16 protein-coding genes are annotated in these 26,729 nt (G+C 36.6%); 6 read left to right on the top strand and 10 right to left on the bottom strand.

What is annotated here, in order from left to right:
* Nucleotides 1-4,578: a hypothetical protein gene (locus ACN5L8_RS00240; protein ID WP_419171949.1), complete on the bottom strand. Its 4,578-nt coding sequence runs from the start codon at nt 4,576-4,578 to the stop codon at nt 1-3.
* Between the two features lie 178 nt (nt 4,579-4,756).
* Complete coding sequence (locus ACN5L8_RS00235; RefSeq protein WP_419171948.1) at nt 4,757-7,633, bottom strand: tail fiber domain-containing protein; 2,877 nt, start codon at nt 7,631-7,633, stop codon at nt 4,757-4,759.
* Nucleotides 7,634-7,791: 158 nt separating this feature from the next.
* On the opposite strand from ACN5L8_RS00235, the gene ACN5L8_RS00230 reads away from it, so the two are divergent.
* Complete coding sequence (locus ACN5L8_RS00230; protein ID WP_133296995.1) at nt 7,792-8,742, top strand: hypothetical protein; 951 nt, start codon at nt 7,792-7,794, stop codon at nt 8,740-8,742.
* A 5-nt stretch (nt 8,743-8,747) separates the two neighbouring features.
* Here ACN5L8_RS00230 and ACN5L8_RS00225 read toward each other — a convergent pair whose 3' ends face one another.
* From ACN5L8_RS00225 to ACN5L8_RS00215, 3 genes are all read right to left on the bottom strand, one after another.
* Nucleotides 8,748-8,909, bottom strand: a complete 162-nt coding sequence (locus tag ACN5L8_RS00225) for a hypothetical protein (RefSeq protein ID WP_158536930.1) — start codon at nt 8,907-8,909, stop codon at nt 8,748-8,750.
* Between the two features lie 144 nt (nt 8,910-9,053).
* Complete coding sequence (locus ACN5L8_RS00220; protein ID WP_115363888.1) at nt 9,054-9,740, bottom strand: FKBP-type peptidyl-prolyl cis-trans isomerase; 687 nt, start codon at nt 9,738-9,740, stop codon at nt 9,054-9,056.
* A gap of 91 nt (nt 9,741-9,831) precedes the next feature.
* Nucleotides 9,832-10,311 (bottom strand): ribonuclease H family protein, encoded by a 480-nt coding sequence (locus ACN5L8_RS00215; protein ID WP_115363977.1) that lies wholly within the window; start codon nt 10,309-10,311, stop codon nt 9,832-9,834.
* Nucleotides 10,312-10,550: 239 nt separating this feature from the next.
* Here ACN5L8_RS00215 and ACN5L8_RS00210 point away from each other — a divergent pair, with 239 nt between their 5' ends.
* From ACN5L8_RS00210 to ACN5L8_RS00190, 5 genes are all read left to right on the top strand, one after another.
* The gene (locus tag ACN5L8_RS00210; RefSeq protein ID WP_419171947.1) at nt 10,551-11,237 is read left to right on the top strand and encodes a M14 family murein peptide amidase A; all 687 of its coding nucleotides are present in this window, start codon (nt 10,551-10,553) and stop codon (nt 11,235-11,237) included.
* Nucleotides 11,238-11,666: 429 nt separating this feature from the next.
* The gene (locus ACN5L8_RS00205) at nt 11,667-12,506 is read left to right on the top strand and encodes a hypothetical protein (protein WP_419171946.1); all 840 of its coding nucleotides are present in this window, start codon (nt 11,667-11,669) and stop codon (nt 12,504-12,506) included.
* A 26-nt stretch (nt 12,507-12,532) separates the two neighbouring features.
* Entirely contained in the window at nt 12,533-17,980 is a 5,448-nt protein-coding gene (locus ACN5L8_RS00200) for a zinc-dependent metalloprotease (RefSeq protein ID WP_419171945.1), read from the top strand.
* A 436-nt stretch (nt 17,981-18,416) separates the two neighbouring features.
* Entirely contained in the window at nt 18,417-19,346 is a 930-nt protein-coding gene (locus ACN5L8_RS00195; protein WP_419171944.1) for a histidine kinase dimerization/phospho-acceptor domain-containing protein, read from the top strand.
* Nucleotides 19,347-19,432: 86 nt separating this feature from the next.
* Nucleotides 19,433-20,218, top strand: coding sequence for a hypothetical protein (locus ACN5L8_RS00190; RefSeq protein WP_412473264.1), 786 nt, complete (start codon nt 19,433-19,435; stop codon nt 20,216-20,218).
* A 58-nt stretch (nt 20,219-20,276) separates the two neighbouring features.
* Here ACN5L8_RS00190 and ACN5L8_RS00185 read toward each other — a convergent pair whose 3' ends face one another.
* From ACN5L8_RS00185 to nusA, 5 genes are read right to left on the bottom strand one after another with little or no spacing between them, the layout of a single operon-like run.
* Complete coding sequence (locus ACN5L8_RS00185) at nt 20,277-21,116, bottom strand: ferredoxin (protein WP_419168565.1); 840 nt, start codon at nt 21,114-21,116, stop codon at nt 20,277-20,279.
* 53 nt (nt 21,117-21,169) lie between these two features.
* Nucleotides 21,170-22,132, bottom strand: a complete 963-nt coding sequence (gene truB / locus ACN5L8_RS00180; RefSeq protein WP_412473262.1) for a tRNA pseudouridine(55) synthase TruB — start codon at nt 22,130-22,132, stop codon at nt 21,170-21,172.
* 1 nt (nt 22,133) lies between these two features.
* Nucleotides 22,134-22,490 (bottom strand): 30S ribosome-binding factor RbfA, encoded by a 357-nt coding sequence (gene rbfA / locus ACN5L8_RS00175; RefSeq protein ID WP_115363901.1) that lies wholly within the window; start codon nt 22,488-22,490, stop codon nt 22,134-22,136.
* A 15-nt stretch (nt 22,491-22,505) separates the two neighbouring features.
* The gene (infB, locus tag ACN5L8_RS00170; protein WP_120404660.1) at nt 22,506-25,277 is read right to left on the bottom strand and encodes a translation initiation factor IF-2; all 2,772 of its coding nucleotides are present in this window, start codon (nt 25,275-25,277) and stop codon (nt 22,506-22,508) included.
* Nucleotides 25,278-25,310: 33 nt separating this feature from the next.
* Nucleotides 25,311-26,723: a transcription termination factor NusA gene (gene nusA / locus ACN5L8_RS00165; RefSeq protein WP_115363905.1), complete on the bottom strand. Its 1,413-nt coding sequence runs from the start codon at nt 26,721-26,723 to the stop codon at nt 25,311-25,313.
* Nucleotides 26,724-26,729: the final 6 nt, after the last annotated feature.

Here is a 26,729-nt window from a genome sequence, read left to right as displayed (position 1 = left end):
TTATTCAGAGACATACTGATCAGGGTCAATTTCAACAACACAGCGAAGACCCACACGTGACGTTCTTGTTTCATCAGGATAAAGCTCGACTGTGTAGACACCACTTGCGTTAAGACGAGTGTAATCACCACCACTTACCATTGCTCCTGTTGCAACATTTGTGTATTCATTGAAGAAGCCATCATCATGGAGCTGTGAGTTAGTAAGTCCAGCACTTGAACCAATACGAAGAGTGTACTTCTCTAAAAGAGAATCGGCCGTGGCATTTCCATAGGCAGAAGTCGTAATTGGCATACCAAAGACGTAATTAAAATAGCGAGAACTATAGTATGACTGATCTTCAAATAAGAAGTTATCCAGCTCTCCCTCACAAGGAAGAGATGCGTCACTATCTTCACATGGCCCTATCGTATTATCCATTACATAATTTGCACTACCTGATCCATAAAGATCAGTATCAACTGATAAAATACTGGCAAAGTCATACGTAAAGTTTGCAGCATTAAATGTATAATCTGTACTAGAAATCTCTGCAATATTTCCAACAGCGTCTTGAATACCAAACATTGAAGTACAAGTTTCAGTAAAAGATGATCCTGTATACAGGGAGCGAATTCCAGAAGAGTAAGTTCCAGGTATCGAGTGAACATCTGATGAACTGAGGTTATCAATATCCATATAAGAGCTATCAAGCCCACTTGCTAGAGAAGAATTACACTTACTTGATGAATTTAAAGAAAGACCTCTTTCAATTTCTTCAATTGAAGAATCAGAGATATTTCTTACATCCCAGGCCGAATAAGCAATTTGCTCATCACGTGTTGGCAGTTTGAAAGTCGTTCCAAGATTATAACCTGTAATTGCGTGTGTATTTGTCATGGCCGTACATGCAGCTGCCGCTTCGTCCATATCGACATTTGTAAGAGGAGGTAGATATGACTGAGAAGCAATAGCGCTATCGAGAGCTTGGCCTGTATAATCTAACCAAGTTGAACCACCATCATTTACCTTACATAGGCCAGAGTTTCGCTCATAAAAGATATCACCTACATTAGCAGCAGAAACACCGACAGCGGACTGACCAACACATTGTCCATCCGATGTGCTACAACCAGTTTTTGTATATGGGCATCCCATTTCAAAACGAGGAACGATTAAATCTTTGCCAAAGTCATATACTGTATATCCAAGCGTTGTATTATTTGCATCACCAAGACCTGCATATTCACAAATATAGTCACTATCTATAAATGGTGTCGAATGCATCATTGTACAAGCTTTCTTATTAACCATCCAACGGTGAACAAATGCATAGTTTTCAGCAGGTGCAATAACTCTCACCTTTGCAACTTTATTATTTGTTGTAATTTCTAATTCTTCTGTTGCACCTAATTGATTTGTATAACTAAGTACCGGTCTAACTTCATAGATATATGTATGATTTGGAACTGGTGCAAGACGTGAGTTTTCACCATTATCAACATAAGTCGTTGAAGATGTAATTAAGTTGCGATTAATTGGCTTATTATAATTAAAGCTATTCACCATTCCAGCTTGCTTGCGATAAACATTATAACCTTGGATTGCCCCAGAAGTGTTTACTGTAAAGTCTTCCCATTCCAGAGTTACTTTTGATGTTCCGTGATAAGGAATCCAATCAGAACCATCAGAATAAAAACAATCTGTTCCAGTTGTTGGCTCATATGCTGTGTTAAATAGGAACTTACCTTTATTTTCACTTGCAACAAGAGTTTCCGTTTGAGAATTAAAAACAACACTTACAGAACCTGTTGCTGTGTCATCATATGTTACATCACCAATACAACTTCCACTTCCTAGATCGTCACAAGTTGTTGTTGGATCATCTAGGATTCCACTAGTTGTATATTGGCGATTAACTTCACTAATATTACAAGCTACTTGCTTAGAAATTAAAACCCAGTCAGAAGGTGTTGTACCTGTTGAATAATAACACTGGTTTGAAGATGTACGATAAACTGCTCCGGCTACATCAGGTGTAACTGAACCACTTGGATCAGATGCACCATAACACTCCTGACCGCTTTGGCACTTCGTTAATGAGTGAGAGCATGTAAAGCTATCTTCAACTCGAACTCCATAATGATTAACTTTTGTTCCAATCGATTTAATATTGGCCCAACCATTGTGTGTAATTGTCTGAGGCTCAACTCTTACATTAAAGCTTATTGTTGTACGTGGAGTACCTGTTCCATTGTCCACAATATCAAACGAAATCGTCGACTCTCCAAATTGAGAAGAAGTAGGAATCATTTTAATTCTTAATTTTTCGTTAGCAGAAGCACCACTATTAATAATTCCACCACTTGGTCCATTAACAGAGATATCATTATAATTCCCATCTAAGTTTACATCTTTTAGGAAGTAAATATTTGCAGGATTAATTAGAACACTATTTGTCGAAGTAATATTTTCAACAACAATATCTTGAGCGGACTCATTTGCAATAGATCCACCTTCACTCACAATGACATTATCAATTATTACATTTTCTTTTTCACCAATAACAACATCACCAATGTAGCTTGCATTTTGGTTTCCATTATTTGTTGCAATTTCCCATGACGCCGTATTTGATGACTCATAACAAAGACTATTTGTGCGATCATAGTAAATTACAGGATTTGAAGTCGTGTGAGATGTAGGATTAAAACTTGGTGCCCCCTCTCCAATACAATCGTTAACTCCACATTCAGTGCGTCCTTCTCTCCTATTATATTGAGAGTACTGACAGATAACTGGAGCATCAGAAGTTTCAGTAACAGTTACATCCAGAGTAGATATAGTCGATTCTGCACTTGCAGTATCTCTTACGACAAATTGAAAATTATCAGGTGTTCCAATAACACTATTGGCACTATTTCCATTAATTGTTGTATATAAACAAGTAATGTCACCACTTGTATCAATTGCACAATCACTAATTGTTCCCTCACTTCCTGTGACACTAGAATTACCGGCCATTGTGTTAACACGTGTAGCTCCGTCTAAGAAGTAGACTTGTAGACCTGTAAGAGAATTATCAACATCAGAAACTGTTCCAAGATTAATTGTTTCAGAAACAGCATTCCAATCCGTTGACTCATCCATTGTATGAGTAAATGTACTACTCGAAATTACTGGAGGGTCATTTTTAGCATTAATTACAATAGTAATATAGCCTGTAGAATGAAAAGTTGGTAGGCCATCAGCAATCTCATACTCTACAGAGAATGTACCGTTAGCATCACCATCAAAAACAATATTACATAAGAAGCTATCATCTACGGCCGCTGGTGAATCACAATTAGAGCTTTGAATATCAGGGAATGCTGCAAGATTCTTAAGACGATATCTTAAATCAGAAGATAAGAATCCACCATGACCATCATCACTAGCAGTTGGAAAAGAAAAATAAGCTGTCGTCGTCGATGAAGGCAATCCAGAGTCATCCTCATCGACAGTTATAACAAGGGAGCTTCCCGGAACAGGATCATCGTCAACAGAATTTATTAAAGCACTGGCAACACCTGTATTTGAATATTGCCCATTAGCATAAATTTGATATTCAACTAAATCTTCTGCAACTGTATTAAAGTAATCCTTATCCGTTACAATATTTAACGTACACTTACCTAGTGAACATGTACATGTGACATTTGAGTTTTGAACGCTTGCGTGTATTGAAGTTGCACTACAAAATGTTGCAAAGTCTCCATCGTAATCAAAATATCCAGTTAATGGATTTTCATTTACTTCGCTATCAAATTCGAAACTAATAACGTCATCTTCGTTTACTGTAGCAGTTCTTGTTGAAGTGATTCGTGGTGCTTGATCAACGTTTGTTACATCAATATAAATACGAGAAGTCGCACTATCACCATCATCATCTGATAAGTAGAGATCAACAAAAGTAGGACCATTTGTATTTCTAGATGGTTCAATATCAACAGTACAAGTACCACTTGCACATGCACATGTTGCTCCTAGTGTTTTTAATCCGGGAGTAATTGACTCCGGAGTATTTGCACCTGTAACTGAAGCATTTAAAATTGCTCCTACAGTTGGATCTGAATTAATTGCATTTGTAATTTGAAGTGATGTTGAAAAACCAGAATCAATTTCAACAGTGATTGTATTACCAATAATTGAAGCTGTTTCCCCACCAGAGATAATTGAAGGATTATCGACAATTTCAAAAAATAAAGTTGGGTAATTTATAGAGTTTTGCCAAGTATTAACTTTTTCAATAGTAACAGAACCTACTGTTAAGCTTTGATTAAGCCCTGTTCCACTATCAACAACTGTACACGAAGTTGGCACACCATTATTTTGATCGGTATATTCAACTTGATAGCTAGTTTTAACAGTGTTTTCAACAATTGTAAGAGCATTAGTCGTTACTACTGGAGCTTTGGGAGAAACATCAAGAACACACGTGCGGCGAACTTCATCAAAGTAATGGCCATCATTACAGTTTGCCTGCTTTAGTGAATTCATCTGCGGAGTACAAGAAATTAGTCCCGCAATAAATAATGTTAAGATTAAAATTCGATTCATATCTTTCCCAAATATCCCAATAACTTATCGCCATTTAAATTCTTTACTTTAAAGAAAGACTTACGTTATTTCAGTATTATAGAAGATTTCCTCTTCAGAACAGAAAAGATCGTTTTTTCAGATACTTACATAGACACAATTAAGGCAAATCGCCCAGATACTCTGGCGAAACGCTCAACTACTGACAGAACTCAAAGTTTGAATTTAGGCTACAAAGGGCCTTTTTCATCTGCTTATTCTCATCTTTAAGCTCTTTTACTTGATTTTTTAGGACCTCATTATCTTCTTTTAATGAAGCAATTTGTCGAGTGTTTTCAATTACACTTTCACTCATTCCTTCACTCATTGTTTTATACATATCGAGATTCTTATCCAATTCTTTTACCGCTTCAATTAATGGAGAAACTAAAACAGCATAATCCACGGCCAGCCAACCTTCACTATTTTCAATAACGGCCGTAGGAAATTGTCTTTGTACATCTTGAGCGATCACACCAATAGAATGCTTGCCTGGAGAAACAGACTTTTCATTCCAATCAAATTCAACTCCATTTAAGGCTTTAATTTTATCTAAGGCATTATCAATATTGACGACATTATCTTTTAATCTTTTATCTGAAGTACAATTTGTTGCACCAGCTCCGCCACCAAGAGTACAATCAGTTGAGCCTTCAACTCTTAAGTTTCCAACAACATGAAGTCTTTCAGTTGGAGCAGCTGAGCCTATCCCCACGTTACCAGTGCCCATAATTTTCATTCTTTCTGCGTCATCTGTATAAAAAGATATCGGTAGAGCTGAAGTTACACTTCCTCCAGTATTAATATTACCGAGGTGAATTCCAGTTGAATCATCAACTAGAATTTCAAAGTTATCATCTGTTCCACCTTTAAAAACAACTTCATTTGATGCACCTGTTGCAACAACGCGATCACTTGCAGTTAAGACTCCAAAAGTCGCTGTACTTGAACCAGTGATACTGTTGACAGTAATTGTATCTGCAGTAAGGCTTCCACCTGTAACAGTGGCCCCTCCAGTAAGAGAAGCAAGTCCTGAAACAAGAAGTGTTCCACTAATATCAGCATTACCATTATTATCTAAAAGACCTGTATTAGTGATTCCTCCCTCAGAAACAAGAGAATCAACTGTAGCAACGGCATTCACATCAATCGTATTATTAAAAACTGACGTTCCACCTTGAGTTAAGCTACCAGTCATTGAAACATTTGCAAAACTAGATGTACCAGCTACTGTTAAATTATTATTTATTTGTGTATCACCGCCTACAACTAGTGTATTTGTCGACCCATCAGCAATTGCAGAGTTTCCAACAAGAAGTCTACCATCATGAGTGAGAAGCATATTTTCTTGTAGAGTCGATGTTGTATTTGCAGTTGTAGAAAAACTTAATTGAGTACCAAGGTTTGTTGCTGAAAAGCCTTCAGTTGCAGTTGCTCTAATTGAAGCACTATTAGCAATGCCTGTACCGACATCTCCACCAAAGTTGAATTGTCCAAGAACATCACCAGAGCCAGTATTTGCTGCTGCTGTCGTTGTTCCTCTCGAACTTGCAAGATTTATTGAAGATTGATTTCCACCATAAGAATAAAATTGTCCAACAGCATCTGCAGCATTACTTCTTACATCAAGTTGTGCTGTTGCAGTGTAATCACCAGAATTTGCACTATGGCCAAATGATAAGTAACCATTCTCATCATAGATTACATAATCAGAAGTTACAGATTGAAATGCCACATCTCCTGTACCGCTTCCACCACCACGGATAGTCGTCGTTCCAGTATTTGTCATATTAGTTGCATTTACATTTGTTATACCTGAACCATCACCTATAAGAGCTGCTGCAGTGATAGTGCCATCAACATCAAGATTCGTTGAAAAACGGCCATTACCATAAGTTTCAAAAGTATATGAACCAGAAGGAGTTGATCCAATACCAACTTCTCCATCCATTGAAATATAGAGTTCTGCATTATTCCAGAAGTCTGGATCTAGACTCCCCTGACGATCAACATCAATGAAGAAATACTCTGCTTGGTCTTGATTAGTATTTGTCGTACTAAAAATTCCCATCGTAGCATTCTGTTCCTGTCTTAAACCAAAAGACATTGCTCTTGACCAATTAGATGTAATTCCAAAAGGAACATCACCACCAATATTAAATAGAATACTATCTTCTGCTGTTGCAGGGTTTACTGTTGCACGGCCTAAATTAAACTTTGCAGGACCTGCTACTGGATTCTCCGAGATCGTTACTTGTCCAGTACCAGTGCGAAGAATATCTGATCCACTGACACTCCATGGCCCAACATATGAACCACTTCCTGATTGAAGATCCCACTTTCCAGTAATTGAATTAAAACGAATAATATCACCTGCTGTATAGGTTTCAATATTTCCATCACCATTAAGATCACCTGTTACTGGTGCAGCATCATTGACGACATAGAAGTCACCATTATTTAATCCACTGATTGATGGTTGTGTAATACCTCCACCTGGATCAACTTCAATACGGCCAAGGTAATTACTACCTCCCGTATAATTAACAGCAACCCAAGAAGTTCCATCATATTGAAGGACCTGGCCAGCTGAAGAAGCACCAAGCGAGCTTAATTTAGAATTTGTTATACTTCCGTCTTGAATTTTACTTGTAGAAATTGAATCATTTTGAACATCAAAACTAATACTCGTTGTCGATTGTCCAAAAGCATCAGTTATCACTAAGTCATAAATGAAGCCACTTAAAAGCTTCATTCCATTTGGTACTGATAATCGAAGTGTATTATTTGATTTAGATAAAATATTAAAATTGATAACTTGAGGGCCATATTTTGACTTAACTGAAGTTACTGTCGATAAATTAGTACCATTAATTGTCATTTCATTATTTGATACCTCTATTAAAGACACCTGATGCCTTTTTGAAATATCAGTCGTATCTGATGAATTAACGTCACTACGCCCTGTGTTTGTCGTAGGAACACAAGCAATAAGCGACATAATCATGAATAGAAATACTAAATGGTTTACTTTCATATATATAAATCCCTAATTTCATATCGGAGATTAATATTCAAAGTTAAATCTTATTCTAAATAATTAATATTACTGTATCAATTATCTCGGATAACAATAGAATAAAGGAGTATTTTTCAATGATTTCTTAAAGTTGGCTTTAGTAATAAAATATTAATATGAACGCTCATAGTAGAATATTGCAAACCATCCTTGCCATTACCCTCACTCTTGGACTCATCGGTAGTGCAAAAGCTGAAAGTAAACTCAACACAAATCTCGTCGTTGTTCAAAATGTCGCAAACGATGGCCTATCATTTGTTATTCGAAAAGGTAGACAAGACAATATTGTAAAAGGACAAAACTCTCTTTTTTCAAGTCGAAATATCTCATTTACAGCAAGGGCGATCTCCATTTCAAGTGAATACTCACAATGGATTGTAAATGATAACAAAATTAAAGTTCCATTTGAAAAAGGCCAAATCATCACTGTTAACTACTCTCCTGAAAGAGTGTGGTTAGAGATCCCAAAAATTATGGGAGATAAAAAGTACCAACAGATGCTGGCAAAAGAAGAAGCTTCTTTAAAAGAAAGACAATATCAAAAATACGATAATCGATTTGAATTATTCTATGCCAAATACCAAGGCCTAAGTGAATCGACGACAGATAGTTCAAATAATGATGGAACTAGAGTTAGCGACAGCTTTCGACTTAACTACGCCATTCCAATTAACCAAATGTTTCAAACAATTCTTGGTGCAAGGTATGACGTGGATCTTCTAACCCTACTAAATCCAAATGTAGAGCAAGAAACAAGAAGGATGCTTGCCACTGCAGGTTTAAAAATAAACTTTTCAAATGATTGGAGTTACCGATTTAGTTACTTTGTTCAACTTAGTGCTGGCTTTGGCCGCTCAGAAACTCTTATCCAAAATACAGCAAGGACAGGAACGGCCTTAGTTCTTCCTTCAGTTGGTCTTGGCCTAGAATACAAGGTCTCAACAAGCCAGTCCTTAATTTTCAAGTTAAACTTTGATGCAATCCAAGCAAACGAAGCTTACGCTGACGGCTTTGAGCAGTCCACAGACCTAACAATGTTAGGACTAAGCGTAGGATATGCTTTTTAAAAGGATTATTTCTTAGAGTCACCTTCACCATCGTGAGGAATTGAAGGTTTAATGATCATCTCCATAATATATTCGATAAATGACTTCTTTGCGCTTACTTTATCTGCGGCCATAGCTGAATGAGAAATTGAAGTAACAATTAAAACTGTAGCAATAAGTAGTTTCATCTAAATCCCCTTCTAGGAAATATTCATTATTTATAAGATCAATAAATATAGATAAACATATAAAACACGTCTTGTCACATTCGTAAAAATAAAAAAGGCCCTCATTTTCAGAGGGCCTAATTTATTTCAAATTTTAAGTTTTTATTACTTCTTAGCTGGACCTTTTACTTCAATAAGCTCAACTTCAAAAGTAAGAGTTGCTCCACCTGGAATTGAAGGAGGTGCACCTTGGTCACCATAAGCAAGCTCAGATGGAATAACTAGCTTAATTTTTCCACCTTCACCAATTAATTGCATCCCTTCTGTCCAACCTTTGATAACACGGTTAAGTGGGAATTCAATTGGCTTATTTCTCTTATATGAAGAATCAAATTCAGTACCATCTCTTAAAGTACCTTTATAGTGTACTTTAACTGTATCAGTTGGCTTAGCTTTCTTGCTAGAACCAGCTTCAATGATCTTATAAGCAAGACCTGATTCAGTCTTCTTAGCACCTTCTTTTGCAACGAACTCTTCTAAGTACTTTGCTCCAGCTTCTTTCTCACCTTGAGAAACTTCACTCATTCTCTTGTTTACGATATCTCTAAATTTGAATGCAAATGTTCTAGTATCAACATCTGTCTTCTTTTGTGAAATACCATCGCGTACACCTTGAACAAGGTTAGCAATTTCTTTGTCAGTAAGTTTAAAGTCCTTAAACCTTTGTCCATAAACATGTCCAACTGAATAGAAGATTTTGTCATTTTCAGTTTCTGGTTTAACTTCAGTATTTTTACTACATGAAATAAGGAGAATTGGCGCAATTGCCAGCGTTGTTAATAATTTCTTCATTTAACATCCTTTGTATAATTCTTTGAAGATTCCATTAATATTTAACTAATAATATAAATAGGTTAAATTGCTTTAGTCTGGTTTTCAAGCCTTAAATATTTTCATCCATTGCCTTATTTGCCAATAGGTCACAATGCTCATTTTGAGGATGGCCACTATGCCCTTTTACCCAACGAAATTGGAGATTAGAAAACTTCCCCGCTATTTCATCAAAACTTTGCCATAATTCTATATTTTCTGGAGTTTTCTTGTCAGCTTTCTTCCAACCGCGAGACTTCCAACCTGGTACCCACTTTGAAATACCATCAACAACATATTTTGAGTCACTGTAAAGAAATGCAGCGTGTGATAGATCTAGGCCTTCTTCCTCAAGCTCATTAGCAAGGGCCTTTAGTGATTCAATGGCGCCTGTAAGCTCCATTCGATTATTAGTCGTTTGAAATTCAAATCCAGAACTTTCAAAAAAGACAACGCCATCTGGTCTTTGTCCCATTGCTCCCCAAGCACCTGGACCTGGATTTCCACGACATCCCCCATCACTATAGACAGTGTAGGCTCCAACCGCTTCCATAGGTACGCTAAAGCCGCTAGGATCACTTGAAACTCCAGTGTCAACTTCCTCTAGTAAATCTACGCTCTCTCTTAATTGGGCGATTGCATCATGATCTTCTTGTGTGTCTAGAACATTTTCTAAATAATCGAGTGTCTTTATAATTGCATTTTTCTTCATATTTTCTTTTCCATATCCTTTTAAGGCCCTAAGTATAAAACTTCATTTACAAAAAAGAAAACTTCCACCACAATTTCTTTATGAAATTTACGAAGCTCGAGTCTGGAAAATCAGTTAATAATCAAGAAATCACTGCATTTCGTAACGAAATAGATAGTGATCGCTATATTTATCTTATGGCCGGCGTACACGGTGATGAAATTGAAGGCGTACACTGCCTAAAAGAATTATATTCATGGCTTAAAGAACAGAGTGACAAGGCCATAGACCTACCGCTTGTGGTTATTCCAATTGTTAACATTGACGGAGTTCAAGCTGGTACTAGAGTCAATGCTAATGGTGTCGATCTAAATCGAAACCTACCAACGGCAAGTTGGGACCCTAATTTTGAACAAGATAAGTATAATCCAGGCAAGGCACCACTTAGTGAGCCTGAAAATCAGTATTTAGATAAATTATTTAAAGAATACCCACCTGCATTTATTCTTTCCATTCACTCTTGGAAGCCAATTATTAATTATAATGGTGATTGTAAAGATGTGGCCGAGCTCTTGGCCAAGCATAATGAATACCCTATAGCAGATGATATTGGATATCCGACTCCAGGCTCTCTTGGGACATATGGAAGCATCGATCTAAAAGCTCCTGTTCTTACATTTGAATGTCCTACTGTGGATACAGGAATAACTGTAGAAGAAGTATGGCAAGAAAATGAAAAGGGTTTTAAAGCAATTTTAGAAGAGCCTATTCTTAAGCGCTTCCTCTAAATATTTACTCTTTACCATTTCTTAAGCTTCCTTAAACAATCTTAAGTCAATTTCGATGGCGGCGACTCCGTTAATAAGACATACTCAGAATACAGAGACAATGCACAGCATTAATCCGTGTTTATTTTGGTTTAGTCTCATTTAGGCCCATATATCCCTCATAATCCCTCTCTCTTATTTTGGGCCTAGGTGTAACGGAGGCCGTAATTCTTCGGCCTCCCTTTTATCAACTACTTACAATTAATATTTAGCATATTTTGTGATCAATTTTTTCACAATGCATGTAGTTTTTCCAAAAAGCCCCTATTTAAACCTCATTTCGATAATATTGCATAAATGGTCGAACCAGTTCTTACTTGAACGGATGGCATAGTAATTGCATCAAGTATTGAACTTAATTCATTTTCAGGACGAAGAAAAGGAGCCAAAGTGACACTAAATAAGTGTATGTCATTAATTTTACTATCGGCAGTTGCAACATCAGCGGTGGCGCAAAGTAGTACCGGTAGCATCGAAAGTGTCAAAAAAGGACCTAATACGGCCAAAAGTTGGACAGCTAGAATAGACTCAACAGTTTATCGTGACCTTCTAAAGACATCAGAAGCGGACCATACAAGTGGTATGACTAATTCATTTCGCTTTAGTTACGCAACAGATATTGGAAGCTTCACTTTTAAAACATCAATGAGTAAGAGCTTTGTTGATGAAAGAAAATCAAATATCAATGATTCATCTTTCTCATATTCGAGAAAAGCTGCGAGACCATTTGAAGGAGTTGTTTCATTTGGAAGTATCTCAGCAGGTATACCAACAAGTAAGGTTTCAAGAAGAGCAACTAACCTAAGAACAAAGCTTTCTATAAGTGAAGGCCTTTCAATCTCAGATAGTGTGATGAGAGTTAAAAACTTATCAGCACTTTTGATCTTAGCTGCTTCAAAGAACTTTCATGAGTATAAGACTTCACTTTATGGTACATCGAATACTTCATATTCAGTGTCGTCGATTGCGTACTTAACATATTCATTTACTGACTCGTTTTACTTAAGTCTTGGTGGAACATATGCCAAGGGTTGGACTTACGAAAATAATACAAAAGACCTCTATTCATTTTCACAATCAATGGGATATAGCTTCTCGCCTACTTACAACTTAGAAGTTGGGCATGAGTTCGGAGGAACTCCTCTTTCACCAGATGGGAAAGATGTTGAGATCGACCTATTTGATGAAAGAGAGTCATCAGTATACGCAACACTAACAATAAAAATATAGAAGAAAGAAATACACAAGAAGGACAAATGGTTAATAAAACAAAGGTAGAAAACAAAATGAAAATCAAAAAACAAAAAAGATTTGGAATGCTAAAAGGTATTACACATGCTTTAGCAATGGCCACAATCCTTTCAGGGTGTGCAAAAACACTACCGGACAAAGAGCCAGACTACGCTTACGAAGAGTACAGAACTAATAACTCTGTAACGGCAGCTAAAATTATTGTTGAATCTAGTGCAATTGCTACTCAGGAAGAACTTGCAAAAAATAGCATCAGTACAGAGATGATTGATGCAAGTGTTGGTAGCGAAGCAAAAGAGCTATACTCAACGAAAATCGTTAGCTCTAACGATAAGCAATACAATGTACTTGTAAAAGACCTTCTTATCTTCTCTGAAAAACCGGGAGAAAAGTTTGAGATTACATTTGACCTTACGACAAACTACCTAGTTGCATACCTTTCACCAGTTGAAGGAGACGTTAAGTCTTTTAGTGCATCAAACAAAGTAATTAGAGATGTACTTCCTGTTAAGGCTTCTTCTTTAAAGCGAATCCCTATTTTTCAATATGGTGTCGACTTTTATAAGAGAGAAAATAGAAAAAATGACCTTGAAGAAAAAACAAGACACATACAATATGTTGAAAGAGATCGTTCTGAATCAAGTCACTTTAGAGTAGACTATCTTGTTAAGAACAGAACTTATACTGGCGTTTTTGGTATGGACCAAAAAGAGATCTCTACAATCTATCGTCGAAATAAAATAGAAAATGATGTTTTCACTGTAGCAGATCTTGAAGCGAGGCTTTTTAACAACAAAGATGCTTTCACAAGATCTGAAATTGACGGTCGTGAATTTGAAGACAAAGACCTTATAAAAGTAATCATTGATGATAAAACATCAAAAGCATACTTTGCTAGAGTTATTAATAGATCAGAACTTACTGACAATGAAGCAGAGCTTGCTAGAGCAGAAAAATACAATGTTCTATTCACAAAGTGTGATGCTGAAACTGCAAAAAGAGTAAAAGCACCACTTGCAGACTGTTTCTTAAGATCAGAGATTTCAGAATCAATTAAATACGTTAAGTTCAAATATGATCTAGATGAAAACGATGAAGTCCTAGCAGAAACAAAAGTATCAACAAGTACAGATGCTGAAGGCGCTAAATTTATCCAATTAGAAAAAGACTCAAAGCCAGAAGTTGTTTTTCCACAGGATATTAAAGAAGAGCTAAGTACAGCATGGCTTTCACTAGAAAAATTTAAGAATCAAACATTTACGTTTAGAAGAGTACTAGAAGATGCTCCAAATATCTTTAACTATACATTTGCTGGATCAAAATCAGCCTGGCACGTTGAAATTGTAAAATTTGATTTCGAAAAAGATAGAGTTGCAATTAGAAGAAGCGCTCCTCTACTAGACAAAACAGGAACAAGCGATCTTGATACTGAAATTCTATTAGAATTTGAAGCTGAGTATTATAGAAAAAGTCAAAATGACAATGGTGGGATTGTATACGTTCCATCACACCACAATGATGAAAGAGCTTTTGCTGTTGTTAACCTTAAAAATGACAAGGTTAAAAATGTACAAACAGCTCTTGACCCATACCTTATGAGTGCATGTACAAGTGGAGTTATTCCTGGTCTTACAGAAGTAAAGAATATCTCTCAAGTAGTTGATGGGAAAGACAATGTACTTAACTGGTCAACTCAAAAGACTTATAAGAAAGGTAATGAATTTAACTGTGCAGACTATGGTGGAGACTACCTAGGTCCACAAAACGAAACTCTTACTTTCAAAGAAAGAACAACTTTCATGAAGTATGAGCACAAGTATAATAAGCCAGAGCAAGACTTATCATATGAAGTTCAAAAGAAATTTAACTTTGGTCTATTCACAGGTTCTAAACTAGTTCCAAAAGGATATACTGAACAAACAAACGACTTTGACACTTCAGTTGGCCTACCAATGGTTTTTGATATCAAAAACGGTAAGACAATTGAATACGTCCTTACAGGTATCCCTTCAAATGAATACGATTCAGAAGGTAATCTTGTTAAGAAACTTACAAAGACAGAGTTAGACCTTAGAAATAAGATCATCCTATCTTCTAAGAAAGTTATTAATGACATCAACACTGGTTTCAGACGCGCTTTTAAAGGAACGCAATACGAAGGTCGCGGTGATGTTATTACACTAAAAATTGAAAAAGATGGTTCTATTCCAGCAGGAACAAAGAACTACACAGTTGATTATACTCTTGATGGGCAAGAACAATCAGTAACGATTGAAGTTGTTGAAAAAGCTCACCTTGGTGATCTACAACGTAACCACATCTACTGGGTACAAAAAGCGACTTCAAGCCCAATCATTGGTCTTGGTGGTCCATCATTTAACCCGGTTAATGGTATCGTAGAATCAGCTTCTGTTTACCTTTATGGTGGAAACATGAAATCATCAATTGATTGGATGATTGAAAAGGCAAAAGCAGAGAAAAACTTTGTTAAGAATATGACTCCTTCAAGACAGCTTAAGCAATTAGTTGCTGAGTCAAATAAAGCAGCTATTCAAAAAGCACTTGATGAGCACAATGCAAAAACACAACAATCAACTCAACCATCAACTGATGGAACAGATGTTGAAGTAGAAGGTGAAGTTGCGACACAAGATGCGAAACAAGAAAATATTGTTTCACACCGTCACGGTATCGCTCACCATAAGTTAAAATCGAACCTACTTAATAAGATTAAGGTTCCAAATATTAACTCTCGTATGTCATCAATTAAGGATGCACATCGTCTTATGAAGGCAGACTTTGCTGCAACTTCATATGACAAAGATGAAGTATTTGAAAGATTTCCAAGAGCTAAGAAAGCAGAAGGTCTAAAGGCCCATAAAGCTTGGAAAGCGATTGCAAAGCAAGATGAAGTTGCTCTTCAAGAAGCACTTCACGGAGAGAACTCTCCAGAAGCAATCAGTGCAAAAATCCTACACTCAATGGAATACAGAAATGGTGTAAAGACACCAGTATGTAACCACCAAACTGCAGACTTTGCATTGAGCAACCTTGCTAAGAACTACGATGTTCTAGAAATGGCAAAAACTGACGAAGGTAAGAATGACATCCTAATCGATATCTGGATGCCAACACTTGCACACGAAATTGGCCACAACCTTGGTCTACGTCACAACTTCGTTGGATCATTTGATAAGAAGAACTGGCTATTCCCAGGTGAAAAAGAATCTAAGAGAACTTCTTCATCTGTTATGGACTACACGATTGATGATCATGCAACTTATGATGGACTAGCTCCATATGATGTATATGCTCTACGTGCAGCTTACGCTGGAATGGTTGAACTTGAAGGAACTTCAAATGAGAAGAAAACTTCAACAACAATTAATGGTAAAGAAGTTAAAGTAACTTCAGTAGAATCAGAATTTGAATCAGGGCTTTACTACCACCTTGTTAAAATCCAAGATGTATTAGATGCATTGACAGATGAATCAGGTAACCCTGCTGCAATTTCAAAGCATACATTAATGGCCGAGGCAGGTCTTAAGAGAATTAGATTCTGTTCAGATGAAGATGCAGGCCAGTCGCCACAATGTCAAAGACATGACTATGGATCATCTTTTGAAGAAATCGTTGATTATGAAATCAAAGATTACCGTCTAATGTATGAGTATATTTACTTCCCTGGAAAGCGTAAGCAATTCTACGGAGGAGCTGCATTTGGTTGGTTAATGAATAAGTTCTACAAATTAAGAATGATGAATGAAGAGATCTTCTACCATCTAATTCTTTCTCCAGAGCTTTATGATCCAAGTGTTGATCAAGTTGCTCACGATGCGACAACTAATGACTTAGTAAATGGAACAATTAAATCACTATTTTTCCTTCAGTCTGTTGTAGCTACTCCAGATATCGCACCAGGTGCAGGACTGGATACTGAAGCACAAAGAAATAAGCGTTTCGTACAAACAATCGTTCCTTCTCAAACGAAAGTAACGGCAGAAGACGGAACACAAATTGATGTTCAAACACAAAAAGCAATGGTTGTTGAAACGAAATGGAATGACTCTTATTCACTAGATGCTGACTCTTACAGAGCTAAGAACCGTGGTGTTGAGTGGGATAAAGCAGCTGCTCTAGTTGCACTATCTGAGTCTGAATCATACTCATACAAGTATCGTTCAAACTCATTAAGAATTCCATACCAGTTACTTGAGCAATACCTATTTGGTATCGATATTGAAAACTCAATTGCTCAATCAACAATGACTGAAGTTCTATCTGGACAAGTTACACCACTTGTATACGATCCAGATACAGGAAGAAACGTACCTCTTACTAATGGAGCGTTTACTGTAGCAGTTGATGAAGTTGAAACAAACTACGCTGCAATCGGTGGTCTAATTTACGGACATATCGATACATTTGAGCAAACAGCAAACCCTGCTAGAGCATTCTGGGTAAAACATATTGCTCAAAGTGACCTAGTGACTAGAAATGTTGAAGTTGAAGGTCAAATGTATGAAGTTGCTGAAGACTTTGTGGCAGAAAAAACAAACCACAGAGAAGCTTATGTTCCATATGCAACTGATTCATATGTAGCAGGTAATATCATTCAAAAAGCTAGTATCATGCAATTAATTTCGCATGATGATAGATGGGACTCATTATTTAAAGAATGGGAACAGGCCCACATTTCAGCTCTAGAGCTTATTAAAACTGAGCCAGCTGAAGCAGCAACAGTAGAGTCAATGAACTTCCAAAAAGGAGAACTTGAAGCTGCAGCCGCAATTGGCGATACACAAACGATCCTAGCAGAACTAGAAAAATACTTTGCACAAGTACTTGCTGTATCTCAGTCATCTAACCAAGAGATTAAGATTGAAGGTATCAAGGCACAAAGAGATCTTCTAAAGAAAGCTGGTAGCTACTTCATCTCTGCAAAGTTTGCAGGACTAATGAATGAGCTAGGTTTACAAAATGTAACGATCGATACGATTAACCAAGTTGTAAGTAGAGCAATTGTTCCAATCGTACAGAATGTAGAATTCTGTCGATTATCAGACAACTACTGTCAAACAATTGATTTAGTACAAATGGGAAGTAGAAGTAATAAGAATGCTTACCTAAATAATAAGCTTACTAATACTTTAAACAACTTCTCAATGCCATCTATCAACGATGATGGTCAGGTTGAATTATTTGCTCCGGTAATCACAAAGATTATCCAAGGGATGAATGCCAATGAGAATGTTAAGTTTGGAGATGTTTTTGCTAGAGAAGCAAATGAAGGAACTCTTCAAGGAACATTACAAATGGATCAGTTAATTGGTGATGCGATTAGTGAAGCTAGAATTACTAAAGATGTTAATAGCTTCTACGGAGATATGAAGAGAAACGTAAAGCTTCTTGGTTCATACTTTAGAATGATAAACGGAATGGAAGGTAAATAACCTAACAAACCGACTACCAATAAATTTGTTCTTTAATTAGGCCCCACCTGTCCAGTGGGGCCTTTTTTGTTTGCGGCATCCGCAGGAGCGGATGAAGCAATACAACCCAGAGGCGACCACGAAGGGAGCCTTCGGGTAACCAATTATGCATATTCTACATCTCTTCTCATTGAATAAAAATTTATGCACAAAGAACAGGAGCGGATGAAGCAATACAACCCAGAGGCGACCACGAAGGGAGCCTTCGGGTAACCAATTATGCATATTCTACATCTCTTCTCATTGAATAAAAATTTATGCACAAAGAACAGGAGCGGATGAAGCAATACAACCCAGAGGCGAAAATGCACAAATCCCTAAAATAACAAAATTCTTAAATTTACCTAATAAAAATATAACTTTTCACCATGCGACATTTTAATAATCAATTGTTAGATTGATTATAGAAGGGTTTCATAACAGAATTAGTTTTGGAGTTTTTATCAAATTAGATCGTTTCAACTATTTTTACCCGAAACAACTTATACAGCTTGAAGGACAAGCTGCTGTTGAAAAAACATACGAAGCCAGAATAATCACATTCATTTTACTAAGTGTTTTATTCACTTCTTTTACATCTCTTATTTTATTTTTAACCCTATTTAATCTTCCAAAAATCTACCCCTATAGTGCAGCACTCATTTCGACATTAAGCCTCTGCTCCATATATATTTATAAGAAACACAACAAGATACTTGCTGCACAAGCTCTACTCCTATTTCTTCAACTTGGTGTGATAAATACATTCGCCTTTATAACACAGTCTCACGCATGGTCTTTATTGATATGGTCTTACCTATTATTTTTAACATCAAATAAGATCATCAAGTTTACGATACCATTTTTAGGATTTTTAACTAACATAATTACTATTAGCTATTTTTGTTACTACGCAGCACCACTTGATGATTTCCAATATAAGACAATTCACTTTCTTGGAAATATATTACTTCCCTCAGTCCTTTACATCATACTTATGACTTATAAGAAAATTATCGACAGTGATAAATACAAACAATTAAAACTACAACAACAAAAAGATACCATTTCTAAAATGATCATTACTCTTAGTCATGAAATTAATAACCCACTGGCAATTGTAAAAATGTGTTTAACACGACTCGAAAATGAGCGTTCACAGGACCTAATAGAAAGATGTGATAAGAACCTGGAGCGTATTATCGAAATTAATCGTCTTATCAAAGACCTTCAGGATTTTGATGAAGTTAAATATGGTGAAACAACTACCATGTATGACATTTTTAAGAGGATAGAAATCGATAGGAATGGAAAGTTTAAAAGACTGGAGGATGATTTATTAAATTAGATATTTCAAAATATATTTACCCAAAATCAATCCATCAATATGAAGGTTTTGAAAGGATTAAAAAATTACATGAAGCAAGACTCGTTTTGTTTACAAATACATCATTATTTTTGATTTCAATTATTCTAGGCTATTTGATATTTAGTCAGCACGGACAGATTAAAACTGATAATGTAGGAGTAATTTTAATATTTCCATTAACGGCTCTGGCCTACTATCAATATGTAAAACACGATAATAAAACATATTTTGAATTTGTCTTGATAGCAGTTTGTTTAATACATCTTAATTTGCGCGCAATAGCTCTAGGAGCAAGAGCGTGGCTTTTACTGCCTTGGGCCTTAACAGGTTTCACTATAACCGCATACACTGTTGGTCAGAAGAAGGCATTAATCGCCTTAATAACAAATATCGTTATTATGTCTTATTGCTCATATATGCGAGTCGATTATATTGAGGATATTACCTTTCTAAGTATGTTATTTATAAATATCATTATCCCATCATTTGTCATGGGATCTATCGTCTACTTTAAAAATCTTATAGAAGAACAAAGGGCAAAAGAATCCTCGATCTATCATAAAAGAGAAGTTACATCAAAAATGATCTATGTACTTTCTAGTGAAATAAATGATCCACTTATGGTAGCAAAACTTAGTCTAAAACGTTTCAAGGAATCTCATAATCCAGACTTTTTAAAAAAATGTAATCAAAGTGTTGATCGAATAACTGCCATATTAAAAAAAGTAAGACGAATAAAGAACTACAAACAAGTACAAACAAAGTTCAATAAAGAACAACTCAAAACACTAGTAACAAAAGAAAAAAGTAAACTTGCAAGAAATCAAAATGATAATCATCAATTTAAATAATAAAAAAAGGCCCTCAAAAAAGAGGGCCTTGTATATAGAAAAAGTTTTAAATATTAAATTATGCTTTTTCGAACTTGATAACTTCAGTTGGACAAGCTTCAGCAGCTTCAAGAATCAGAAGTCCATTATCAAGAGGAGCATCTGGACGAATAACACAATTTGTATCAGTAACTTCAAATACCTCTGGGTAAATACCTTCACAAGCATTACAAACGATACATCCCTCTTCAATCCAAACTTTAGATACTGCAAAGTTCTCTTGAGCAGCAGCATCTCCACCACCGTTACCAGCGAACTCACCAGCAAATTGTGGGTTAGCAGAAATTCTTAGTCCTACAGGAATATTTCCTTCAGGAATAGGATCTGCAATAAATGAACGAGAAGTTTGATGATAAAACTTCTTAGGCTTCTCATATCCAAACTCTCCATTAAACTCTTCGACAGTCTGAGTTGCTCCACGATAAGCTTCAATAAACTTACGCGCCTTCATTTGACGTGATTGAGTAATACCTTCTTTAGACTTAATCTCAACTTCAACAGTTGCAGAGTCTAGGTTTTCAATATCTAAAATATCTTTGAAAGCAGGTCCAAATTTAACTTCTACTGCGAAGTCTGAGTCTTGTGCAGCATAATCACTTGAAACTGTTACCTGTGTTTTCTTACCAAATGGGTTAAATAATCTAACCACAACATGGTTAAACTTTGCTGGCTCTCTTGAATTATTCCAACGGTAACCGAAAGCAAAGCTCTCATCATCAGAAGCTTTTAATACATCTAATTTTGACTTTCCAAATAGAAAGAAAAAAGCACCTGAAAGAAGGCTTAAAATACCAAGTTGGACAATCATCCCTGTTACAACTAATAATGCAATAGCTAGTGCAATTAAAGTAGTATTCACTTTATCTCCTTAAATTCCTTATATATTTTTCCAAAGTATAGCATGATTTAAAATTATTCGTCTAAGGAATTACATATAGTTAAATCGATTTTATCTAACGCAGCAGGACTAAAACCGACTTTTACCTTTAGTTTTCCTTCATCAATGGCCCCAAGGCCAAGTGTTTGATTATTTGATCTGACCCAATATAGGCCATCCGTCTCATTCTCTCTCTTTATCGTCATTCCGTTAGCAAAACTAAGGGCATCCTTATCATCTAGCTCAAGTAACTGAAAATTGATTAAATCAGTGATAGGTTGAGCATGATTCAATAAAAACTCTCGAAAATCAAAATCATCATCATTAAAAATATCAAGTTTAATTGAGCCATCGAGATCAATACCAGCTGAGTTTGTTCTTCTTAGCTCCTCAAGTGCTCCTCGTGTTCCAAGCTTAATGGCCAGATCATCAAAGAGAACTCTTATATACGTTCCTGAAGAGACGCTAACACGAAAGATAACAGTATCCCCTTCAAAGCTTAGAAGCTCTATATCGTGGATATGACGCTCGACAGGAGGCTTTTCGATGATGATGCCTTCTCTTGCCCATTCATGTAGAGGCTTACCTTCATGCTTTGTGGCCGAAAAGGCCGGTGGGCTTTGCATATAAGGCCCTACAAATGATTCCAAGGCTTCTTTTACGTTTTCATAAGACAGTGGCGGAATCTCAACCCTTTCCATCGTGCCATCTTCAGTATCAAAATCACCAGTTGGCGATAAGAAGCCAAGGCGTCCTGAAGCGATATACTCTTTAGTTGAAACTTGAGTGTATTGATTTAAACGAGTAGCTGGACCAATTCCAATAACCATGAGTCCGGTAGCAAATGGATCGAGTGTTCCAAAATGGCCAATCTTTCCAATATTCTTAGGGAGCTTTCTTTTAAACTGTCTAATAACGTCAAAGGAAGTTATTCCCTTAGGCTTATCGACCTTAAAAAAGAAAGGCCCAAAAATTGGGCCTTTAAACTTTCGTGCCATATTAGTATGACTTTCCTTTTTCTTTTTCTGACTTAAGCAGCTGTTCAATTTCTTGCTCGTCTTCAAATTGCGAGTCATAAACAGCAGTTAGAGATGGAGTGTGTCTAACCTTAAGTGTTTTTGCCAAATGAGTTCTCATTTTACCTAAAGCTGACTCCATTGCTTTTGCAATATCACCTCTTCGAGAAGGATCAAATGTATCCCAGTAAAGAGTTGCTACTGAGAAGTCAGGATTCATTTCAACTTTAGTTACTGAACAATAAGTGAATGCACTATTATCCAGACCAGTACGCAATAACTTATTGACTTCATTTTTTATCTGCTCTTCGTATTGCAGTTTTTTATTATTGCTACTCATGGCCTATCTCCAACATTAAAGAATCGGTGACTCAGACGTCATAACGTCTTCAAGTTTACGTTTCTTCTCTTTCATTTGGTATGCTTCAAATAGGTCGCCAACTTTAATATCATTATAGTTTTCAAGACCTACACCACACTCGTAACCATTCTTAACTTCTTTAACGTCATCTTTGAAACGTTTAAGAGAAGACATTTTACCATCAAACATGATCTTACCTTCTCTAAGAAGACGAACATTACATCCAACCATGATCTTACCGTCAACGACAACAGAACCTGCAATTGTACCAATTTTTGGAACAGAGAATGTATCGCGAACTTCTGCACGACCGATATACTCTTCAGTATATTCAGGATCAAGAAGACCTTCGACTGCAAGTTTAACATCATTGATTAGTTCATAGATGATTGAGTATGTTTTAATATCAACACCATACTGCTCAGAAAGCTTTCTAGCAGATGTTGCTGGTCTCATATTAAATCCAATGACAAATGCCCCAGAAGTATTAGCAAGTTCAATGTCAGAGTCACTAATTTGTCCAACTCCACCACGAATTACCTTAACTTCAACTTCAGGATTTGAAATTGACTCTAGTGCAGTTTTAATAGCTTCGTATGAACCTTGTACATCTGCTCTAATGATAAGATTAAGATCTTTTGTTTGACCTTCTTCACCAGCTGCTGTTGCAAAGAAGTCCTCAAGAGAAACCTTAGGTCCTTGAGTCGTCGCAGCAGCTTCAATTCTGATGCGCTCATCAATTCTATTTTGTGCAATTTTCTTTGCTTCTCTTTCATTTTTAACAACGTTTAGAACGTCACCTGGAGCCGGAGCCTCACTTAGACCAAGGATTTGAACAGGAGTTGATGGCCCTGCTTTTGGAAGCTGATTACCTCTGTGGTCAGTTAAACTTCTAGCTCTACCAAAAGTTTCACCTACTACAATTGAATCACCTTTTTTAAGCGTTCCTTTTTCAACAAGTACAGTTGCAACAGGTCCACGGCCATGCTCAATTCTAGACTCAACAACAACGGCTTCTGCAACACCTTTTGGATCTGCACGAAGCTCAAGAATTTCAGCTTGTAGAGCAATTGCTTCTAGAAGTTCATCAATTCCTTCACCTTTAAGAGCTGAGATATTACAGAATTGAGTATCTCCACCCCATTCTTCAGGTGTAATACTGTATTCAGTTAACGCTTGCTTGATACGATCTGGATTAGCTCCTTCACGGTCCATTTTGTTAACTGCTACAATTAAAGGCTTTCCAGCACTTTGAATATATTTAATCGATTCAACAGTCTGTGGCATAACACCATCATCTGCTGCAACAATTAGAATAACGATATCTGTGATATCTGCACCACGTTGTCTCATTGCTCCAAAGGCCGCGTGACCAGGAGTATCTAAGAACGTTAGTTTAGAATCCTTAACATCAACTGAATATGCACCAATGTGCTGAGTGATACCACCAGCTTCACCGTCTGCAATTTTCGCGTTTCTAATACAATCAAGAAGAGTTGTTTTACCGTGATCAACGTGACCCATAATAGTAACAACAGGAGCACGAAGTGGAAGTTTACTAACTTCTTCTTCAGAAAGTTCTTCTTTACCGATAACTGCATCTTCATCAAATGACTGATCTTCTACACGATAATCATAAAGTGCAGCGATTTGACCTGCTAATTTTAGACCGATGTAATCACCATTTCTAACAAGTAGGTTTAGATCAAGACACTTATCGATCATATCTTTTAGCTTAATTGATAACTTTTTAGCTAATTGCTCAGCATAAGCTCCACCATGAAGCTTAATAACTCTTTTTGATTCTTTAACTTCTGTTATCTCAGTTGACTTAGAAGGACCTGAATATTGTCTCTTCCTCTTAACTTGAGTATACATTGGACGGCCTGAGCCTTGAAGAGCAGCATATGACTTAAGCTCAGTTGTAGCACGTTCTTCATTAAGGGCTTGAGAACGATTAACATTCTTCTTAGCACTTAACATAGAAGCAAGACCACTTAGCCTACTACTTTTAGCGTCCTTCTTACCAGTAACACCTTTTGTACCAGGACCAGCTTTCGCATTAATGTCGTCTTCTGGCTTCTCTTCAGCTTTTTTAGCTTCACGAGTCTTTCTAGCTGCAGCTTTCTCTTTATCTTCTTTAGTAGGCGCTGAAACAATTCTTAAACCAAATGGTTTACCATCAACACCTTTGTCACTTTCTTTCTCTTTTGAAGAAGTCTCTTTTTCAACTTTCTTCTCTTGAGCTTCTGTTTCATCTTTTGATTCAGCAGCTTTAGGTTCTTCAGAGCTTTTTTCAGCAACCTTAGTTTCTTTTGCCTCAACTACCTTTTCAGGTTTTTCTGCAGAAGCTTCAGCAACATGTACTGTAGTTGTCTCTTCAGTGCTTTCATCAACAGATGGTGTTGCCTCAGATGATTTTGAAGAAGCCTTACGACGAACAACTGTTTTCTTCTTACGAGTTACAGTTTTCTTTGCCGGCTTATCTTCACCGTCTTCTTCGTCTTTACTAGCTGCTTTCTTACGAACAGTAGTCTTCTTAGCAGTCTTCTTCTTGGCCTTTTTCTTCTTTGTTACCTTCTTCTTTGCTGGAGCATCTTCGCTCTTAGCACTAGCGCCGGCTAACTCTTGCCACTTTGTGATATCATCATCCGATAATACCGACATGTGGTTTCTTACGTTAAAGCCATGGGCTTTCAGTTCCTCAACAAGATCGAGAGGCTTCTTTCCGATTTCATTGGCCAATTCAAATATTTTCTTAGGCATTTTGTCTCCGTAGTATGACTACAATTTTATAAATTATTTAATTTTAAATGCAGCTAATTCTTCTCTTAGTCTTCTCTCAGCTTCATTAAATTTATCAGAGCCTTCTTCTGATTCCTCACCAGACTCTTTATTTATGATACCTAGGTATCTTGGTACTGCTGATGCAGATACCAGCTCTTCTTCACCTTCAGGTTGAAGTTCAATTGTTCCTTCTTCAACAAGCTTTGCTGCTTCATCAATTGCCGCTTGAGCAGCAGCTTCATCAACACCAGTCATTGAAGCGATTTCGCTTGCAGGTGTTGCCATGAAGTCACCAATTGCCATGATGCTATTTTGAACAAGTACTTGCGCCATTGCATCTGAAACAGATGGAATTTGAAGTAAATTTTCAACGGCCTTATTAACTTTCTCTTGAAGTTTTGTTTTAGAGATAATGTTAATATTGTATCCCGATAACATCGCCGCAAGGCGAACGTTTTGACCACGTCTACCAATTGCAAGAGATAGTTGATCTTCTTCAACGATCACATCCATTGATTTAGAGTCATGATCAATTGAGATATTTTCAATTTCAGATGGAGCAAGTGCTGCAATAGCAAATGTTGCTAGGTCATCGTTCCATCTTACGATATCAATTTTTTCACCTTGAAGTTCGTTAACGATATTTTGAACACGAGATCCCTTCATACCAACACATGCACCAACTGGGTCGATATCTTTATCAACTGATTGTACAGCAATCTTCGCTCTCTGACCTGGCTCACGTGCAGCAGATTTAACTTCGATTGTTCCATCTTGAATCTCAGGTACTTCTACTTCAAATAGCTTAACTAAGAACATTGGAGATGTACGAGAAAGTCTAATTTCAGGACCTCTGTTCGTCATCACAACTTCAGTTAAGTATGCTTGAATTCTATCACCTGGATTAAATTGTTCACCTGGGATAATTTCTCTTCTTGAAAGAACTGCATCGGCCTTACCAAGGTCAACGATGATATTCCCTCTTTCATATCTTCTAGCGATACCAGTTACTAGATCACCTTCTCTGTGCTTGAACTCAGAGAATAGAATTTCTCTTTCAGCATCACGTACTTTTTGCATAATAATTTGACGAGCAGTTTGAACATCAACACGAGTAAAATTAGGGTTTTCAATTTTAATACCTAATTGATCTCCTACCTCTACGTCTTCATCTAATTCTCTTGCATCAGAAAGATTGATCTCAATAATTGGATCTCTTACATCTTCAACAACATTCTTATATTGAAAAATCTCTACATCGTCATCATCGTCATTATAACGAGTTTCATATTCACCTTGAATTCCAAACTTCTTTCTAGCTGTTACTAAGAAAGCTTGCTCAATAGCGTTTACGATAATTGCTTTATCGATTCCACGGTCTTTACCTAATACATCAATAATTTTACCTAATTCTGAGAAACTCATTTTTTC

Origin of the sequence: Halobacteriovorax sp. (assembly GCF_048381875.1) — a bacterium.
Classification (GTDB): Bacteria; Bdellovibrionota; Bacteriovoracia; order Bacteriovoracales; family Bacteriovoracaceae; genus Halobacteriovorax_A; species Halobacteriovorax_A vibrionivorans.
The sequence above is the reverse complement of the archived record's forward strand: the minus strand, read 5'-3'. Positions and strand labels throughout refer to the sequence as shown.

Coding starts and splice junctions, on each gene's coding strand:
- ACN5L8_RS00230 (WP_133296995.1), top strand. CDS start 7,792: ATGAACGCTCATAGTAGAATATTGCAAACCATCCTTGCCATTACCCTC.
- rbfA (WP_115363901.1), bottom strand. CDS start 22,490: ATGAGTAGCAATAATAAAAAACTGCAATACGAAGAGCAGATAAAAAAT.
- ACN5L8_RS00215 (WP_115363977.1), bottom strand. CDS start 10,311: ATGGAAGCGGTTGGAGCCTACACTGTCTATAGTGATGGGGGATGTCGT.
- ACN5L8_RS00210 (WP_419171947.1), top strand. CDS start 10,551: ATGAAATTTACGAAGCTCGAGTCTGGAAAATCAGTTAATAATCAAGAA.
- ACN5L8_RS00235 (WP_419171948.1), bottom strand. CDS start 7,633: ATGAAAGTAAACCATTTAGTATTTCTATTCATGATTATGTCGCTTATT.
- infB (WP_120404660.1), bottom strand. CDS start 25,277: ATGCCTAAGAAAATATTTGAATTGGCCAATGAAATCGGAAAGAAGCCT.
- ACN5L8_RS00240 (WP_419171949.1), bottom strand. CDS start 4,578: ATGAATCGAATTTTAATCTTAACATTATTTATTGCGGGACTAATTTCT.
- ACN5L8_RS00220 (WP_115363888.1), bottom strand. CDS start 9,740: ATGAAGAAATTATTAACAACGCTGGCAATTGCGCCAATTCTCCTTATT.
- nusA (WP_115363905.1), bottom strand. CDS start 26,723: ATGAGTTTCTCAGAATTAGGTAAAATTATTGATGTATTAGGTAAAGAC.
- truB (WP_412473262.1), bottom strand. CDS start 22,132: ATGGCACGAAAGTTTAAAGGCCCAATTTTTGGGCCTTTCTTTTTTAAG.
- ACN5L8_RS00200 (WP_419171945.1), top strand. CDS start 12,533: ATGGTTAATAAAACAAAGGTAGAAAACAAAATGAAAATCAAAAAACAA.
- ACN5L8_RS00225 (WP_158536930.1), bottom strand. CDS start 8,909: ATGAAACTACTTATTGCTACAGTTTTAATTGTTACTTCAATTTCTCAT.